This is a genomic window from Mucilaginibacter yixingensis (assembly GCF_041080815.1).
Classification (GTDB): Bacteria; Bacteroidota; Bacteroidia; order Sphingobacteriales; family Sphingobacteriaceae; genus Mucilaginibacter; species Mucilaginibacter yixingensis.
The window spans coordinates 890134-906483 of the sequence record NZ_CP160205.1; the positions used below are offsets into that span (position 1 = coordinate 890134).

The window sequence follows — 16350 nt, forward strand, 5'->3', positions numbered from 1 at the left end:
TAAATGATCTGTTTGCAAGTCTTCTGTCTCAAATCTCATATCTCAGATCTCATATCTAACCAATAATGAACAAAGAAATAAAAATTGCACTGGTTGAAGACGACGAGAACCTGCGTTTTCTGGTAGCAGAGCGCCTGCACACTGAAGGTTACAAAGTTTATGAGGCCGCCAATGGCGACGAGGCCGAAAAAATGATTGTGGAAGAGCAGCCCGATATTGTTCTGCTCGACTGGATGTTGCCCGGTAAGCAGGGTTCTGAGGTTTGTGCCAACATCAGGCAGAAAGGTTTTGATAAGCTGATTATCATGATGACGGCCAAAGCGCAGGATATTGATAAAATTGAGGCCTACAACTTCGGCGTGTCTGATTATATTACCAAGCCGTTTAACATGGATGTGCTGGTGGCTTTGATTGATAACAAGATCAAGTTTTCGATGAGCATTGAGAAAACCGAATCGTACAAGTTTGCCAATATGGAGCATCAGCCTAATACCCACACGCTGATCAAAGACGGCCGCAAGGTGGAGCTGACCATACTGGAAAACCGCATTCTGCTATACTTCCTCAAAAACAAAAACAAGGTAATTAACCGCGAAGAACTGATGATGGAAGTATGGGGCTATAACGCCGATGTAAATACCCGTACACTGGATATGCACATTGTGCGCCTGCGTAAAAAGATAGAAGACAACCCAGATTCACCTAAATACCTGCAAACGGTAAGGGGCATTGGCTACAAATTTGTTTTGTAGTGAGTGGTGAATAGTGAGTCATAAATATTGATAAAAACGAGAAAAGCGGCTTATGCCGCTTTTCTCGTTTTTATACTTTATGTCATCCTGAGCGGTAGCGAAGGATCTCTGAGGACAGTCCGTAATGATTTGCGGCAGAGATGCTTCGTTCCTCAGCATGACATGAGGTAGCCCAATGACTAATGCCCGATCACCAATGACCCACTAACCGGAACACCCGCAGGGGTAATGCCCTGTACAATAACTTTTCCGGCTTCGCCATTGTTTAAAAAGTTGATGCTGGCATGGCCGCTGGCATCGGCATGTACGTCTGGTTCCCAGTGGATGGTAGGGCGGTAGCCGGCCTTGGTTACCTCTTTCTCATTAGCTGGTTTATAAAATACCCTAGCCTGGTAATAGCCGTCTCTAAATGTTTGTAATGAGCCTGGGTTGTCTATCGTGGCATCATCAACCAGATAAAGGTAGAGCAGGAAATAATCCTGTAACTGGCCCTCTGTTATTTTAGTGGCATTGAGCGAGTGATCTGTACCAATCATCGGCTTAAACACAATCTTTTTAAACTTGGTAATAGGCATGTTGTAATATTGAATGCGGTAGGCGTTGGCCTGGGCGGTATCGTCCATATTCAGCTCCACATCATTTATAAACAGCAGTGGTTGTTTACGCATATAATAAATGCCGTTATCATCTGCGCCGGCCTGCGTTGCGCCTTTCATTTTTTGCAGCAGGTACCATTCTAAGGTTTTGTATTGTTTGTCATCCGGAGTGATGTTGAACATTTGCTGGTCGCCCCATGTAGTAAGCACTTTGCCGCCGCGCAGCACCACACTGCTTCTGTTGGCCCGCACTTTTACTTCTTTTAGTTGGGTTACGTCGGGGCGTTTAGCATCGAGAGCCAGTTGCACCTGGCCGGCTTTAGCTATGCCAATGCTGTCTTGCTTTGCAAGCTTGTTAAATGCCATGGGCGCAACTGCCGCAACCGTCAAGTTTTTATCTAACTGGATGCTGCCTTGTTTTACGCCTTTATCGTTTAACGCGGCCATCTTAATATTTTCTTTGCCGTACCAGATCAATCCAGGGAAGTGGAAGCGACCGTCGGCATCGCTGCGGGCAGATTGCAGGGTACCGCCCTTAGCTTCGGGCGCAAATAAAGATAGATTAAGGTTAGGTATAGGGCTCTCGGTATTGTCGTCTGTTACTTTGCCGTCAATAGGTATGCCTTCTTCCATCATATAGCTAATATGGATGCCCGAGTCAATGAGCCTGCGCCACACAAAATCGCGCCAGCCCTGGGTAAGCAGCAGCATATCTACCTGCTTAAAGCGGTTAACGTTGGTGGTATCAAAATAGCGGGCTGCATGGTGGATCTGTCCGCGCAGTTCAGACCCCAGCAGCAGGTAAGCGGCAATGTCATCTTGTTGCAGGGCAACGCTTTGGTCAACCACCGCTACAGAAAGGTTGGCGTTGGGTTTTGTACCGATGTTAAGCGTAACCGGCTCGCTGGTTTTGTAAACTTTTTTGTTGGTATTAAGGCTGATGTTGCTTTGTCCCGGATGATGGATGTACACCAGGCGCTCGCAATGCGGTTTGTTTTGGTCGTCATAAATAGTTACTGCCGATACACCTTCTGGCAGGGTGGCAGTAGGTATCCGCGCAGCCAGCTGGTTACCAGTTAACTGAATATCCTGACTAATGAGCGATACTCCACCATGTTTCACCGTTAACCTATACGCCGTTGGCATCGATGTGCTATTACGCGAGATAACCGTTGTCAACAAGCTATCTGATTGCCTGATCTGCAAGGCCAAACCTTCTTTTAATGCCGACGGCAGCTGGAAGGTTGCCGGTTTTTTATTTAACAGTACTACCGCTTTGTATGACTGGCCCGCAACAGGCAGCAAGGCAAATAGTGCCATGCCTTCGGCATCGCAGTTAAAATGAGCCACGGTATCGCCGGCGGCAGAGAGTATTGCGCCTGTGGCAGGCAAACCTAGTCCGTCGCCATCTTCGGCTTTTACGGCTACAATGCTGCCCAGTCCCTCAACTAACGAGCCGCCCTCCGGGAAGAAACGAACGGTTGGGGCAGAAGGAGTAGCAGGGGCTGTAACAGGTGCAGGTGTAACGCTGGCTGTTCCAGCTTTTGCGGCATTGTTAGCCGTTGCCTTTCCGCTGGCTGATGGTAGCAGGGTGATACGTTTTTCAAAGAAAAAGTTATCGCCAAAATTGCGCATCCAGTTAGTGTAGGCACGCAGTCGATAGGTGCCGGCGGGTACGGTATCCAGTATGAAATCACCATGGCCCGAGCTGTTATCTAACTTGATTACTTCGCTGCCGCGGATGGTAGCGCCTGCATCAATCAGTTCAACATGCAGGTTATTGCTGGTAGCAATAGGGATGTTATCCTGCGCGTTTACCAGGTAGGCTTTAAACCAGAGGGTATCGCCCTGCAGGTAAACATCGCGGTCTGTGTGCAGATAGGTTTTCTCAAAAAATAATTTGAAGTTGGGATTTACCGGCGCAGCGGTTTGCGCTTTTGCCCTGCAAACGGTAAGCAGCAGCAAAAGCCATAACAAATGTTTTGGCATAGGTTTCTATTTGGTTTATAAGGGGTTATTGCCTGTGCCAAATGTAACGAAAACAGCATCATGATTTTTTGGGATTGGAAAGATTTTCAGGATTCTAATTATATTCTAATGCCGCCGTCTGTTGCGGCGTGGCTTTATCCGTCGGTGTCAAACATTTTTTCATATCATTAATTTAATGGATATTGAAACCATATTTAACCTGATGCCTGCATGTGCAGGTTTTGAAAAGCAATAAAATGGCTAATAAAGTATTATGTTTCGGTGAGGTGTTATGGGATGCCTTCGGCGATGAAAAGAAGCCAGGCGGTGCGCCCATGAACGTGGCACGGCATCTGCGGCAGCAAGGCATTGATGCGCAAATGACCAGCAGGATAGGGGCCGATGCCTCTGGCGATGAACTGGTTGCTTTTTTAACGTGTACCGGCTTACACTCCAACCTGATTCAGCGTGATGAAGAGCTGCCTACCTGCGAGGTAACGGTTCAACTGGATGAGCAGAACCAGGCTGCCTACATTATTCCGCAGCCGGTATCGTGGGATAATGTGCAGGCTGATGCAGCAATGATTGCCGCTGCTAAACAAGCCGATGCTATTGTGTTTGGCAGCCTTGCCTGTCGCGAATATAATACCCGTGCTGCCCTGCATACATTACTCGATGAAAGCCATAACCTGCGCGTTTTTGATGTGAACCTGCGCCCGCCGCATTATGAGTTGACGACCATCGAGGCGCTGGCCGCCCGATCACAAGTGATTAAGATGAACGAGGAGGAAGCTGTTATGCTTATTGGTGGCAGCCATGATGACTTGCGGGGAAAACTAATAGAGTTTCAAAAGACTTATCATAACCAAACCATTATTGTTACCCGCGGTGCAGAAGGCGCCCTGGTATGGCACGACGGACGATTTTACGAACATGCCGGCCAGCAGGTACAGGTGGTAGATACGGTTGGCGCCGGCGATTCTTTCCTGGCTACGTTTGTGGCAGGCTTGCTGGCGGGGCAAACGGATATTCAAAAGTTATTGAACAAAGCTTGTGCAGTGGGTGCTTATGTGACTACGCAACGGGGGGCTAACCCGGCTTATCCGGAAGGGCTGATTTAACCCCTCCCGGCCTCTCCTCCGAAGGAGAGGAAACTTGTGAACCAGTATTAAATCTCTACGAATGTATGTCCCAATATGTCATGTTGAGGAACGAAGCATCTCTGAGGACCGTTCTATTTGCTAGTCCTCAGAGATGCTTCACTATCGTTCAGCATGACATAAGGGAATTACTGTATAGCCCCTCACCCATAAACCCGGTTGCAGTGGAAAGCCCGGAATGCAGCGTAGCGGAATGAGGACTTGTAACGGAAAACGGGGCTATCGGTGCCGAAGGATTACTGTCAGTGCTTTTCAAAAGCCTAATCCAAACCCTCTCCTCCAAAGGAGTTCTACGGACAGAGGAGAGAGTATTTCTAAGAAATCCAGTAAATCTCCCTCTCCTTTGGAGAGGGCTGGGGTGAGGTTTCTTCTTACCATAAATTTTAGCGCGGGATGACGTATTGATAAAAAAATTATATTTGTGTACTAAGTGAAATAGGATGCCGGTAAGAGGAAACCAGTTTAAAGGAAATAGTTTTAGGGACGATAGAGGCACCGAAAGTGTCAAAGGCAAAGCCAAGCGCTCGCGCCCGTTTAAACAGCGTGTGGAGAGTTTGCCTACTTTTAATTTGAAGGAAGGCAGGCTGATAAAAATTGCAGGATTGGTGTTTTTGGCCCTTTCTGTACTGTTTTGTATTGCCTTTACATCATACCTGTTCACCGGCGAACAAGATCAGAGCTATGTGGCCGCAGCTAATGGCGGCTGGGGTAATTTTGTAAAAACCGAGCATAGCGCGCAGCTAGCCGGTCCGCAGGATGCCGTGGTAGATAACTGGCTGGGCAAATTTGGCGCCTTGCTGGCCAACCAGTTTATTTATGAGTGGTTCGGTGTGGCATCGTTCATCTTTATTGTGGTGTTCTTTATCATTGGCTATCGTTTACTGTTCAAGGTAAAGCTGGCCTCTATTACCAAAACGCTGGGTTATGCCTGCTTTGGCATTGTGTTTATATCAATGACCATTGGTTTTATACACAGCTTTGTGAGCGATTATCCGCACTTTGCAGAGGGCGGCTTCGGCTTTGTAACTAACCGCTACCTGGATACCCAGATAGGCCAGGCGGGCACTGGCTGTTTGCTCATTTTTGCACTACTGGTTGCCCTGGTAATTGCTTATAATATTGACTTTAAATTGCCAGAGCGCCGTAAACGTGAAAGCGCGGTTGCCCTTGGCAATGACATAGTTTTGCCAGATGTTGAACTGGAAAACGAAGAGATATCAGAACCGGTAGAATGGCGCAAAAACGGCCGCCAACATGTGCCGATTGACACAGAAGTGGATCGTGGTGAGCGTATGCAACAGGAGCCGGTAATCAATCCGCGCCGGGTAGCAGCCGAGGAGGAATCGGCGGTGCCTCAATTTACCAGTCCGGTAGAGAATACGGTTAGACACGAACCTGTGACGCTGACTCCGCAGGTAACTGCCGAAGAAGAACCTGAAGAAACCGAGATACCGATGACGGTAGAAACCGAGCGCCCAACGCCGGTAACCGCCATTGAAATGAGCGATACGGATAAGAAGGCAAACGAACTGGTAGACCAGTTCGGCACGTTTGATCCTAAACTGGATCTGTCGAGCTATAAACATCCGCCGCTTGATTTGCTGGAAAACTACGGCTCAAACAAGATCGCAGTAAACTCTGATGAACTGGAAGCCAACAAGAACAAGATTGTTGAAACGCTGAATCACTACAACATAGAGATTGAGAAGATCAAGGCGACCATCGGGCCGACGGTTACCCTGTACGAGATCATCCCGGCGCCGGGTGTGCGTATCAGTAAGATCAAAAACCTGGAAGATGATATTGCGCTGAGCCTGGCCGCGCTGGGTATCCGCATTATTGCGCCGATGCCGGGCAAGGGAACCATTGGTATTGAGGTGCCAAACCAGAATCCGGAGATGGTATCTATGCGCTCTGTATTGGCTACCGAGAAATGGTTGAATAATACCATGGATTTGCCAATAGCATTGGGTAAAACCATCAGCAATGAAGTGTTTATTGCCGATCTGGCCAAGATGCCGCACTTACTGGTGGCTGGTGCTACCGGTCAGGGCAAATCGGTTGGTATTAACGCCATCCTGGTATCGTTGCTGTATAAACGTCATCCGGCCGAACTGAAGTTTGTATTGGTTGACCCTAAGAAGGTAGAGTTAACCCTGTTCCGCAAGATAGAGCGCCACTTCCTGGCCAAACTGCCTGATGAAGCCGATGCGATTATTACCGATACCAAGAAGGTAATTAACACGCTCAACTCGCTTTGTATTGAGATGGATCAGCGTTATGACCTGCTGAAAGATGCGCAGGTGCGAAACCTGAAAGAGTATAACGCCAAATTTATTAACCGCAAGCTGAACCCGAACGACGGGCACCGTTTTCTGCCGTTCATTGTGCTGGTGGTAGACGAGTTTGCCGACCTGATGATGACCGCCGGTAAAGAGGTGGAGCAGCCTATTGCCCGTTTGGCGCAGTTGGCCCGTGCCATTGGTATACACCTGGTTATTGCCACGCAGCGCCCGTCGGTTAATATTATTACGGGTACTATTAAGGCCAACTTCCCGGCCCGTTTGGCATTCCGCGTATTGTCTAAAATAGATTCGCGCACCATCCTGGACGCAGGCGGTGCAGACCAGCTGATCGGTCGTGGTGATATGCTGCTGGCCAGTGGCAGCGACTTGATCCGTTTGCAGTGTGCCTTTGTGGATACGCCGGAGGTAGAGAAGATCTCAGACTTTATCGGTAATCAGCGCGGCTATCCAACCGCCCTGTTGCTGCCGGAATATGTGGGCGATGGTGATGGTAATGACAGTCCGAAAGAGTTTGACGCATCAGACCGCGACCCAATGTTTGAGGACGCTGCCCGGTTGATCGTATTGCATCAGCAAGGCTCAACCTCGCTCATCCAACGCAAGCTAAAACTGGGCTACAACCGCGCTGGCCGTATTATTGACCAACTGGAAGCCGCCGGCATTGTTGGTCCGTTTGAAGGCAGCAAAGCCCGCGATGTGCTGTACCCGGATGAGTATAGCCTGGAAAGACATTTGGAAAGTTTGGCGAAGGGGGAGTAGACCTCTCCCCGGCCCTCTCCGAAGGAGAGGGAGTTGAAACCGCTGTTATTTAGAGACGGTGTTTAAACCCGCCAATATGAATAAAGTCAATATTAGGGCGATTCCTCTAATCAAAAAGATTTTTAAAGCCCTCTCCTTTGGAGAGGGTTGGGAGAGGTGCCAAACAAAATCCATCCAACAAGTATTTAACAGAAACATGAAAAAGACCATCCTATATATTGCCCTGCTGCTAACCGCTGGTTTCAAAGCCTCGGCCCAGCAAGATGCGCAAGCCAAGACCATACTCAGCCAGGTGAGTCAGAAGTATAAAACCTATACTTCCATTAAAACCGATTTTACTTTTACGCTGGATAACCCGCAGGCCGGCGATAAATCGACCACCAACGGAACGCTCATCACCAGGCCTAAGCAGAACAAGTTTAAGGCGACCATGTACGCCCCCGGATCAAAAACGGCAGTAGAGCAGGAGATCATCAGCGATGGCAAAACCCAGTGGACCTATCTCAAAGCAGATAAAGAAGTGCAGGTAAACAACGCAGGCAAAACCGACGATGCACTGAATCCTGCTACCATTTTTACCATCTATGAGCACGGCTACAAATACCTGTACACCGGCGATCAGAAAGTTGGCGGCCGTGTTTGCCAGGTGATAGACCTGAGCCCGATTGACGCCTCAAAAAACTTTTTTAAAGTAAGGCTGATGATTGATAAGGCAAAAAAACAGATTTACAGCGCCATTATTTTTGATAAAGGCGGCATGCATTACACCTATACGCTCAACACGTTTACCCCCAATGCGCCGGCCACAGATGCACTTTTCACGTGGAACAAAGCAGCACATCCGGGTGTAGAGCTGGTGGATTTGAGGTAGTCTTTGGTCCATAGTTCACGGATCATAGTTGATAGATGGTAAGATGGCTTTTAAATAATCGATGTATTCCTTTTATCGTCATTATCTAAAAACCATGAACCATTATCTATGAACCATGAACCAAAAAAACTATTTTTGAAACCATGCTAACCATGACCACCCATACGCTCGAAAAATTAGAGCAGCTGTTAAAAACAGCTGGCTACCGCGTGCGTTATGAGAAAGGAAACTTTAAAACAGGAGCCTGCATGTTACTGAGCAGTAAAATGGTAATGGTAAACAAGTATGCCAATCTGGAAAGCCGCATTAATGCCGTGGCGCAGCTGATCCGCGAAGTAGAGATTGATATTAATCTGCTGGACGATAGGCAATTTGCCTTTCTGCAAACACTAAAACAAACAACCCTGGAGCTGTGACAGTAACATTTTTAGGTACCGGAACATCTCAGGGCGTGCCCGTTATTGCTTGTCCGTGCGAAGTTTGCGCCAGCACCGATGCGCGCGATAATCGTTTGCGTACGGCTATTTTGCTGGAGGCTGACGGTAAGAATATCGTTATAGATTCTGGTCCCGATTTTCGTTACCAGATGCTGCGCGAGCATGTAAAGCACCTCAACGCCATTGTTTTTACCCACGAGCATAAAGACCACATTGCCGGACTGGATGACATCCGCGCCTTTAACTATTTCCAGAAAGCACCGGTTGATGTTTATGCCACACTACGCGTGCAGGAAGCCCTGAAGCGCGAGTTCTCTTACGTTTTTCACGAGTTTAAATATCCCGGTATCCCCGAGTTGGTGCTGCATACCATCGGCTCTGAGCCTTTTGATGTGAGCGGCATTCAATTCACCCCAATAGAGGTAATGCACTATAAGCTGCCTATCCTGGGTTTCCGCATTGGCGATTTTACCTATATCACCGATGCTAAAACAGTGTCAGACATCGAAAAAGAAAAAATAAAAGGTACCAAAACTTTAGTGATCAATGCCCTGCAATTTGAGCAGCATATTTCTCACTTGACCTTTGATGAGGCTGTAGCTTTTGCAGAAGAAATAGGTGCCGAAACCACCTGGTTCACCCATATCAGTCACCGCCTGGGTAAACATGTCGATGTGTCTGAGCAGCTACCTCCCAATATCAAACTGGCCTATGACGGGCTGAAGATTGAGATTTGAGTTAATGCGCTATACTGAGCAGCCTGCTTAGTTTGCTCCGCTGTTTTGTGGTCATGTTAATGTACATTGGTAAGTAAACCAAATCCTCCAATACTAAATCGTTATTTGCTATTGGCCGGTCTGGTTCTATTTTTATCAGGCTCGATGCTTTCTGAGTAGCGTCAAATCCTTGCGCTCGCAGATGTTCAATTAACCGGTGAGGATGGTTAGATACTACCGGCCATACCCAATATGTATGTCTCTTGTTGCCATTGCCTATCCTCATGTTTTCAGGAAGGCATTGAGTTACATCGAATGCAAGATTTCGTCTTTTATCCAACGTGGCCTCATCAAAGCCAATTATCTTTCTTACTAACAGTTTCAAATTGGCAGGACAGGGGCGATAGTTGATTTTCTGTAGCAGATCAGCACCCGGGAAACCTCTTGTAAAACCTGATAATACGGCGTCAAAATCTTTGCCTGCTAGTTTGATGAGGTGATAGAAGGCAGTGTAGACAGATCTTTCAGTTAGCAGTTTTATCAGCAAGGCTTTCACCAGTTTCTTCCTGAAAATGCGTGTAGGTTGGACGGGTAGGCCATTAATTAGTTCGATGACCTTTCGGCTGAGTTCGGGGTTGTTAATGATCAATTGTGCGCCGCTTATAGCCGTGTTTGTTTTGATAAGACCGAAGCTAAACATTACCACATCTGTGCGCGGATGGCCTTGGTAGCTGTTTCCGGCGTAAGCTTGTGCGCAGTCTTCAAAAACTATTAATCCGTGTTGCTGGGCTAAATTTATCAGCTCATCCATCGGCGTAATGGCGCCAAAAAGATGCGTTACCAACAACGCCCGGGTACGCGGCGTTATGGCGCGCTCAACATCGTGTATAGAAATACTTAAACTGTGTTTATCAACGGGCACCGGCACAGCTTTAAGGCCATGCGCGGCTATGATGGTAAACATATCGGGGATATTGATATTAGTAACGATAATCTCGCTTCCAACAGGTAGGTTGAGGGCTTTTAACGTTAAATGAAAACCGGTGCGGACAGAGAGATAAAGTGATTCATCAAGGCTTGAGGATGTCACCGACTCGGGAGAATTAAGCAGGCAGTATTTCAGGCCTGCTAAAAGGTCGCGGTAATTGATATCTAACTGTCCTCTGGGTATCATAGAAACCCACAAGATACAAGAAATTATAAAGCGCTTGCATATCCACCCATTTGCGCATATTTTAGAAACATGCTTATCACAGAAGACCTGCTGCATTACCTATGGAAATTTCGCCTGTTTGAGCGGACGGAGTTACGCACTACCGATGGTGAGGAGATCGAAATCTTTTCTGCCGGACTGGCGCACACCGACGGTGGTCCCGATTTTCAAAATGCCCGTATCCGTATTGGCGATACCACCTGGGCCGGTAATGTAGAATTGCATGTGGCTTCGTCTGACTGGCAACGGCACGGGCACCAAACCGATGGCGCATATGAAAACGTGATCCTGCATGTTGTTTATCGCGACGACGCACCTTTGACATTGAACGACGGCCGCAAAGTGCCAACGCTGAAATTGCAAGACCGTATCCCCGAATCGCTTTATAATCGTTACCACCAGCTCATTTTCAGCAATCAGCAATTTATCCCTTGCGAGGGGACGATAGTAAATGTAGATAGCCTGACTTTGCGCAACTGGCTAACCCGTGTTTTGGTGGAGCGGTTGGAGAAAAAATCAAAGACCGTATTGGACGCCCTTGAACAAAATCGAGGCGATTGGGAAGAAACGTTTTATCATTTTTTGGCGGCCAATTTTGGTTTCAAAATAAATGCGTTGCCCTTTGAATTGCTGGCGCGATCATTACCGCAACACATCCTTGGTAAGCATAAAAACAGTGCTTTGCAAACGGAAGCATTGATCTTTGGTCAGGCTGGTTTTTTGGAGGATGATGTGCAGGACGATTATCCGCGCAAGCTAAAAGAAGAATATACATTTCTTCGGAAGAAGTACCAGCTAACGCCAGTAGAGAAGCATCTGTGGAAGTTTCTGCGCCTGCGACCGCAAAATTTCCCTACAGTTCGTTTAGCGCAGTTTGCGGCGCTGATATCGGGTAGCAGTCATTTGTTCAGCAAGATTTTGGATTATAAAGAAGTTGCTACCCTGCGCAATCTGTTTACCGGCCTGCAGGTAAACGAGTATTGGCAGGCCCACTACCGTTTTGATGCAGAATCAAAGCCTTCGGCAAAGAATCTGGGTGCCGGGGCGATAGATAATTTGTTGCTTAATACGGTAGTTTTGTTTCTGTTTAGTTACGGAAAACAACAACAGCAGCAGTATTTTGTAAGCAGGAGTTTACAGCTATTAGAGAATTTACCTGCCGAGCAAAACACAATCATAGAAGAATTTGTTAACTTAGGAGTGAAATTGAATACTGCCTTCGAGTCGCAAGGATTGCTGGAATTAAAAAATAATTACTGTAATCATAAGAAATGCCTGCAATGCGGCGTTGGTAATAAGATACTAAAGTTAGCCTGAAATGATACAGCGCATCCTCACTTTCTTTGAACGTTACTCTTTTGGTGTATGTACCTACCTGGGCGAGCGCTTCAATATCTCTATTGCCAAAATCAGGCTGTTTTTTATTTATACCTCGTTTCTGTCGGTAGGCTTCCCATTAATTTTCTATTTCTTCGCCGGCATCGTGCTTGATTTTCGCAACTACATCAAACGTCTGCGCAGCCGCGTAACGGATTTGTAATAGATTTTACTTTCCTGAAACTGTTTGCTGCCTCGCAATGACGTATAGGAATGATTGTATCGTTTCTTAAACCAAAACTCCATTTTGTGGTTATTTTAATTAATCTATGATTAAATAAATCAAAATAATGGGAGAGCACAACAAACAACTCAACAACGGCAAAAACCATTCAGCAGACGCGCATCATTCCAACCTCGATGTAATGAAACCGTTTCTAAAATTCGGGGTAGGGGCCATGAGCGCCATCGGCCACACGCTGGTGAGTATTGTAAAAAGTGTGCCCCGGCCACATGGCCATCAGGATGAGGATAATCAGGGACGAGTGATTAAGCTGTAGCTCCTACTGATCCTTCAATAATCGCTCATCAAAAGTAAATGGCTCATTAGCTATTACTTTGATCTTGCCCGCTTTGGCGTGTACAGGATTGATCAGGTAGTTATATTCCTGCTTCACAATAGCGCTTGGCACTTTCATCAGCAAGTGCTGGTTTTGTATCAGAAAGAAATCTCCCGTGCGTTTCAGGATGTCTGGCTCGGGGTAGGTATCCCAGTTGGGCGGGAAGGTGTTTACATCCGGCTCAAAAACATCATCGGGGGCATCAAAAGTAATCAGCCTGAAATCATCGGGGATGATAGTGGGTGGCAAGTGAACCAAAACTTCTAATACAGCTAATGATCTGGATGAAGCCGTGTAAACCATGCTGCGGCCAATGTTGTTCCACCGGCCGCCGTAAAGGCGCGCGCCGGTGCCGCTCATATCGGTAGCATAAAGGCTGCGGGCAATGCGGTAAAGCTGCATAGGCTTAGGCAAAGATGCCGTGCTCAATACGGCCCAACTCGCGGAGTACCATATCAAAACCAACGGAAGTGTCTAATAAAGAGAAAGGCGTTTCGTTACGAAACACATGGCTAGGGGTTTTCATCCAGCGGATAAATTTATCCATAGTGCCAAATACTTCTTCGCCGCGGCTATACAGGCGGGCTAGTTCAATTGCTTTTTCGGCGTACTCTGTTTTTACCAGGGCCTCATCATCATAGCGTTGCAAAGTGCGCTCATTGATGTGCATAATATTGGCTAACTCCTGCAGCGTTACAGAAACTTTTTTGGCCAGGCCGGTTAAAACCTTTTTTGGCAATCCCTGGCGGGTAAGGCTCAATAAATCAAAATCTGAGGTGAAGCGAGCCGTATTAATGCCGCTTAGCAGGCTGTAAAATGAGTTATCTATGCCTTGTGCCATATAAGCTACCATGGGCTCATTAACCTGATTGTGTTCTGTATGCTTTACTTTGTATGACATTTATCCAAATTTACTACACTTTTGTCTGAAAATCAAATTTTTTCTTCTTTTTCTTAAACCGTATTTTTGCAGCCTATGAGCATTTCAACAAAATATCAGCCTAAAGACGCAGAGAACAAGTGGTATAGTTACTGGATGGAGCAGGGTTTCTTCCGCTCGGTGCCCGATGAGCGCGAGCCTTACACCATTGTCATCCCGCCGCCAAACGTTACCGGTGTGCTGCACATGGGCCACATGCTCAATAATACCATACAAGACGTACTCATTCGTCGGGCCCGTATGCAAGGCAAAAATGCCTGCTGGGTACCGGGTACAGACCACGCCAGCATCGCTACCGAAAACAAGGTAGTGAACATGCTGAAAGAGCGCGGTATCAGCAAGAAAGACCTTACCCGCCAGGAGTTTTTAAAATACGCCTGGGAGTGGAAAGATAAATACGGTGGCATTATTTTAAATCAGCTTAAAAAATTAGGTGCCAGCTGCGATTGGGATCGTACCCGTTTTACAATGGAAGATTCTCTGAGCGAAGCTGTTATCGATACTTTTATTCACCTCTATAACCGCGGCCTGATCTATCGTGGCGTGCGCATGGTAAACTGGGATCCGCAGGGTAAAACTGCGGTGTCTGACGAAGAGGTGATTCGTAAAGAAGTAAATCAGAAGCTTTATTATATACGCTATGCTATTAGTCCGGACTTCCGGACTTCCGGACTTTCGGACTTCCTCATCATCGCCACCACCCGCCCGGAAACTATTATGGCCGATAGCGCCATCTGTATCAACCCGAATGATGAGCGCTACAAGCACCTGCATGGCAAAAAAGTATTCATCCCGTTGATTAACCGCGAGATCCCGATCATTCTGGATGATTACGTAGAGATGGATTTTGGTACCGGCTGTTTAAAGGTTACCCCGGCGCACGATTTGAATGACTATGAACTGGGCCAGAAACACCACCTGCCGGTAATTGATATTTTGAACGATGACGGGACGCTGAATGATAATGCGCAGATTCTGGTAGGCGTAGATCGTTTTGCTGCCCGTAAGAAAATAGCCGTAATGCTGGAAGAAGCCGGTTCACTGGAAAAGGTAGAAGATTATAAATCACAAATTGGTTTCAGCGAGCGTACTGATGCTGTTATCGAGCCAAAACTTTCTATGCAGTGGTTCTGCAAGATGGAAGAGATGGCCAAGCCTGCGCTGGATTACGTGTTGGCAGGAGATATCAAGCTGATTCCTGATAAATTTATTAATACCTACCGCCACTGGATGGAGAACGTGAAGGATTGGTGTATCAGTCGACAGTTGTGGTGGGGACAGCAAATACCGGCCTGGTATAATAAGAAAGGCCAGTATGTAATTGCTAAAACCAAGGCTGAGGCCGAGGCGCAGTTCAGCAACGAAGGTAAGGAGCACGCGAACATTGCCCAGGACGAAGACGTGCTGGATACCTGGTTCTCGTCATGGTTATGGCCAATCTCGGTATTTGATGGTTTGAAAGATCCGAACAATGCTGATATCAACTATTATTACCCAACAAACGACCTGGTAACTGGTCCGGATATCCTGTTCTTCTGGGTAGCCAGAATGATTATGGCCGGGCACGAGTTCCGCAAGGAGGTTCCGTTTAAGAACGTATACCTCACCGGTATTGTGCGCGATAAGATCGGTCGTAAAATGTCTAAAACACTCGGCAACTCGCCAGATCCGTTAGATCTGATTGAGAAATACGGAGCCGACGGTGTGCGTGTAGGTATGCTGCTATCATCAGCTGCAGGTAACGACTTGCTGTTTGATGAAACCCACTGTGAGCAGGGCCGTAATTTTGCCAATAAGCTTTGGAACGCCTTCAGGCTGGTAAAAGGCTGGGAGGTTGATAATAGCTTGCCTGCTAATAACGAAGCTGCTGTAGAGTGGTTTGGCAGCAGGTTTAATCAGTCGCTTGCAGAGATTGAAGAAAGCTTTGGCCAATACCGTATTTCTGACGCATTGATGGCGGCTTATAAACTGGTATGGGATGATTTCTGTGCCCTGTATCTGGAAATGATCAAGCCGGAGTATCGCGATGGCAAGTCATTGCCGATAGATGAGTTTACTTATAAGCAAACTATTGCCATCTTCCAAAACATTCTGAAGCTGTTGCATCCGTTTATGCCGTTCCTGACCGAAGAATTATGGCACGACGAAATTTTTGGGGAAAGAAGCGTTATGGATTGTTGTATTGTGGCGCAAATGCCTCAAGTTGAGGAATATAATCAACAGTTGGTGGCCGATTTTGAATTGGTAAAACAATTGATCACCGAAATCAGGAATACACGCAGCAGTAAGCAACTTTCTCCCAAAGAGGCTTTGCCACTGATGATTAAGATAAACTCAAAGGTAAATTATGGGCAATTCCTTCCCATTATTGAGAAGCTGGGTAACATCAGCGAAGTAAAATTTGTAGACGAGAAAGTATCTGGCGCAACTTCGTTCCTGGTGATGACCGACGAGTTCTTTATCCCGCTGAGCGAAAATATTGACATTGAGGCCGAAACTGAAAAGTTGCAAAAAGAGCTGGAATACCTTAATGGGTTCCTCAAATCGGTAAATGCCAAATTATCTAACGAGCGGTTTGTGCAGAATGCCAAACCTGAAATTGTAGAGAACGAGCAAAGAAAGAAAGCAGACGCCGAGGCAAAAATTAAAATTATAACAGAAAATCTGGCATCGCTGGCAAGCTAATTGCCATAAT

The 16350-nt window shown here is 46.8% G+C and carries 14 protein-coding genes; 10 read left to right on the top strand and 4 right to left on the bottom strand.

Annotated features, from left to right (window positions below; all coding sequences use genetic code 11):
- The first annotated feature begins 65 nt into the window (after nt 1-65).
- Nucleotides 66-752: a response regulator transcription factor gene (locus ABZR88_RS03745; RefSeq protein WP_107829820.1), complete on the top strand. Its 687-nt coding sequence runs from the start codon at nt 66-68 to the stop codon at nt 750-752.
- Nucleotides 753-931: 179 nt separating this feature from the next.
- Here ABZR88_RS03745 and ABZR88_RS03750 read toward each other — a convergent pair whose 3' ends face one another.
- Entirely contained in the window at nt 932-3337 is a 2406-nt protein-coding gene (locus tag ABZR88_RS03750; RefSeq protein ID WP_146166574.1) for a hypothetical protein, read from the bottom strand.
- Between the two features lie 236 nt (nt 3338-3573).
- On the opposite strand from ABZR88_RS03750, the gene ABZR88_RS03755 reads away from it, so the two are divergent.
- From ABZR88_RS03755 to ABZR88_RS03775, 5 genes are all read left to right on the top strand, one after another.
- Nucleotides 3574-4437 (top strand): carbohydrate kinase, encoded by an 864-nt coding sequence (locus tag ABZR88_RS03755; protein ID WP_107829823.1) that lies wholly within the window; start codon nt 3574-3576, stop codon nt 4435-4437.
- A gap of 479 nt (nt 4438-4916) precedes the next feature.
- Nucleotides 4917-7541: a DNA translocase FtsK gene (locus ABZR88_RS03760; protein ID WP_107829825.1), complete on the top strand. Its 2625-nt coding sequence runs from the start codon at nt 4917-4919 to the stop codon at nt 7539-7541.
- A 196-nt stretch (nt 7542-7737) separates the two neighbouring features.
- Entirely contained in the window at nt 7738-8412 is a 675-nt protein-coding gene (locus tag ABZR88_RS03765; protein ID WP_107829827.1) for an outer membrane lipoprotein carrier protein LolA, read from the top strand.
- Nucleotides 8413-8555: 143 nt separating this feature from the next.
- Complete coding sequence (locus ABZR88_RS03770) at nt 8556-8828, top strand: hypothetical protein (RefSeq protein ID WP_107829829.1); 273 nt, start codon at nt 8556-8558, stop codon at nt 8826-8828.
- Nucleotides 8825-9586, top strand: coding sequence for an MBL fold metallo-hydrolase (locus tag ABZR88_RS03775; protein ID WP_107829831.1), 762 nt, complete (start codon nt 8825-8827; stop codon nt 9584-9586). Before ABZR88_RS03770 ends, ABZR88_RS03775 begins: the two co-directional genes overlap by 4 nt.
- Before the next feature lies 1 nt (nt 9587).
- Here ABZR88_RS03775 and ABZR88_RS03780 read toward each other — a convergent pair whose 3' ends face one another.
- A complete protein-coding gene (locus ABZR88_RS03780) occupies nt 9588-10739 on the bottom strand; it encodes an aminotransferase class V-fold PLP-dependent enzyme (RefSeq protein ID WP_170113643.1) in 1152 nt (383 codons plus the stop codon).
- 69 nt (nt 10740-10808) lie between these two features.
- Here ABZR88_RS03780 and ABZR88_RS03785 point away from each other — a divergent pair, with 69 nt between their 5' ends.
- From ABZR88_RS03785 to ABZR88_RS03795, 3 genes are all read left to right on the top strand, one after another.
- Nucleotides 10809-12095, top strand: coding sequence for a DUF2851 family protein (locus ABZR88_RS03785; RefSeq protein ID WP_107829835.1), 1287 nt, complete (start codon nt 10809-10811; stop codon nt 12093-12095).
- Between the two features lies 1 nt (nt 12096).
- A complete protein-coding gene (locus ABZR88_RS03790) occupies nt 12097-12318 on the top strand; it encodes a PspC domain-containing protein (RefSeq protein ID WP_107829836.1) in 222 nt (73 codons plus the stop codon).
- A 127-nt stretch (nt 12319-12445) separates the two neighbouring features.
- Complete coding sequence (locus tag ABZR88_RS03795) at nt 12446-12655, top strand: hypothetical protein (protein WP_107829839.1); 210 nt, start codon at nt 12446-12448, stop codon at nt 12653-12655.
- 3 nt (nt 12656-12658) lie between these two features.
- On the opposite strand, the gene ABZR88_RS03800 is transcribed toward ABZR88_RS03795, so the two are convergent.
- Nucleotides 12659-13117, bottom strand: coding sequence for an RES family NAD+ phosphorylase (locus tag ABZR88_RS03800; protein ID WP_107829841.1), 459 nt, complete (start codon nt 13115-13117; stop codon nt 12659-12661).
- Between the two features lie 4 nt (nt 13118-13121).
- Nucleotides 13122-13616, bottom strand: a complete 495-nt coding sequence (locus ABZR88_RS03805) for an antitoxin Xre/MbcA/ParS toxin-binding domain-containing protein (RefSeq protein WP_245917084.1) — start codon at nt 13614-13616, stop codon at nt 13122-13124.
- A gap of 75 nt (nt 13617-13691) precedes the next feature.
- Here ABZR88_RS03805 and ABZR88_RS03810 point away from each other — a divergent pair, with 75 nt between their 5' ends.
- A complete protein-coding gene (locus ABZR88_RS03810; RefSeq protein ID WP_107829843.1) occupies nt 13692-16340 on the top strand; it encodes a valine--tRNA ligase in 2649 nt (882 codons plus the stop codon).
- Nucleotides 16341-16350 lie beyond the last annotated feature (10 nt).

Excerpts from the sequence above, each read along its gene's own strand:
- ABZR88_RS03790 (WP_107829836.1), top strand. The coding sequence starts at position 12,097 with ATGATACAGCGCATCCTCACTTTCTTTGAACGTTACTCTTTTGGTGTA.
- ABZR88_RS03810 (WP_107829843.1), top strand. The coding sequence starts at position 13,692 with ATGAGCATTTCAACAAAATATCAGCCTAAAGACGCAGAGAACAAGTGG.
- ABZR88_RS03780 (WP_170113643.1), bottom strand. The coding sequence starts at position 10,739 with ATGATACCCAGAGGACAGTTAGATATCAATTACCGCGACCTTTTAGCA.
- ABZR88_RS03750 (WP_146166574.1), bottom strand. The coding sequence starts at position 3,337 with ATGCCAAAACATTTGTTATGGCTTTTGCTGCTGCTTACCGTTTGCAGG.
- ABZR88_RS03765 (WP_107829827.1), top strand. The coding sequence starts at position 7,738 with ATGAAAAAGACCATCCTATATATTGCCCTGCTGCTAACCGCTGGTTTC.
- ABZR88_RS03795 (WP_107829839.1), top strand. The coding sequence starts at position 12,446 with ATGGGAGAGCACAACAAACAACTCAACAACGGCAAAAACCATTCAGCA.
- ABZR88_RS03755 (WP_107829823.1), top strand. The coding sequence starts at position 3,574 with ATGGCTAATAAAGTATTATGTTTCGGTGAGGTGTTATGGGATGCCTTC.
- ABZR88_RS03805 (WP_245917084.1), bottom strand. The coding sequence starts at position 13,616 with ATGTCATACAAAGTAAAGCATACAGAACACAATCAGGTTAATGAGCCC.
- ABZR88_RS03745 (WP_107829820.1), top strand. The coding sequence starts at position 66 with ATGAACAAAGAAATAAAAATTGCACTGGTTGAAGACGACGAGAACCTG.
- ABZR88_RS03785 (WP_107829835.1), top strand. The coding sequence starts at position 10,809 with ATGCTTATCACAGAAGACCTGCTGCATTACCTATGGAAATTTCGCCTG.
- ABZR88_RS03800 (WP_107829841.1), bottom strand. The coding sequence starts at position 13,117 with ATGCAGCTTTACCGCATTGCCCGCAGCCTTTATGCTACCGATATGAGC.
- ABZR88_RS03770 (WP_107829829.1), top strand. The coding sequence starts at position 8,556 with ATGCTAACCATGACCACCCATACGCTCGAAAAATTAGAGCAGCTGTTA.
- ABZR88_RS03760 (WP_107829825.1), top strand. The coding sequence starts at position 4,917 with ATGCCGGTAAGAGGAAACCAGTTTAAAGGAAATAGTTTTAGGGACGAT.